At 41.3% G+C, this 835-nt stretch carries 1 protein-coding gene; it reads left to right on the top strand.

The window, feature by feature from the left end:
• Window positions 1–173 precede the first annotated feature (173 nt).
• Window positions 174–602, top strand: coding sequence for a hypothetical protein (locus EIZ48_RS28440; RefSeq protein ID WP_160658764.1), 429 nt, complete (start codon window positions 174–176; stop codon window positions 600–602).
• Window positions 603–835: the final 233 nt, after the last annotated feature.

Here is an 835-nt window from a genome sequence, read left to right as displayed (position 1 = left end):
ATGCTGAGAGTTCAGCGGCCAAGTAAAGATTTCACATGTGGAAATGCCTAACAAAGCAATCAAGGTGACCCGTTACACTCGGCGGTTTTGGTATGAAGTTCAGTGTGCTTTGTTAGTTTCGTGCGGGGCACCTTATCGCAGGCGTTATATTTTTGGCGGAGAAACTATAAATTATGTATGAACTAGATAAAGAGTTATATGTAAGAGCTCTTCAATTGTTTGATGGCGAACTTGCTGGAGAGTGTGCCAATGTATCTAATGCAATACTGCAAACATCAAGTGATATTTTAGATAATGATGTCACTATAAACGTAGGTTGGGTTGAGATAGAAGGTGAATCATATTTTGAGCCAAGTGAATCCGATGAAGTTAAAGATGTAAGTGGTAGAAATCGATTCAATTACCATGTTTGGCTTGAGGGTCAATATTATTTTATTGACCTTACCTTGATTCCGACATTAAGAGATATGCATGATTTCGATGACTCTTGGATACCAGATGATATTGTTTGCATTGGTATCGATGAACGAGAAAGTCTAGGGGTTGTCTATCACGTTATTGATAGTGGTGATGATGTGCTTGAAGAGTTCCGTGACAATTAAAAATATAACAAAGCAATCAAGGGTGACCCGTTACACTCGGCGGTTTTGGTATGGAGTTCTGTGCACTTTGCAGGTCTAGTGTGGGGCACCTTATTGCAGGCGTTAGGCATGGAAAAAGCCTGCTTTTGGATCTGGTCGTAACCGCATCGCCCAAGAACGGGAAATCTTAGGCCACTCGTTCATCGTAAGGCTGTCCTTAAAGATCTGGGAAATGCAGGTTGCTACGTTCTTTG

It is taken from the genome of Photobacterium alginatilyticum (genome assembly GCF_009910675.1).
Classification (GTDB): domain Bacteria; phylum Pseudomonadota; class Gammaproteobacteria; order Enterobacterales; family Vibrionaceae; genus Photobacterium; species Photobacterium alginatilyticum.
Note: the sequence above shows the minus strand (reverse complement) of the source record. Positions and strands in the feature narration are given on the sequence as shown.

Coding starts and splice junctions, on each gene's coding strand:
- EIZ48_RS28440 (WP_160658764.1), top strand. CDS start 174: ATGTATGAACTAGATAAAGAGTTATATGTAAGAGCTCTTCAATTGTTT.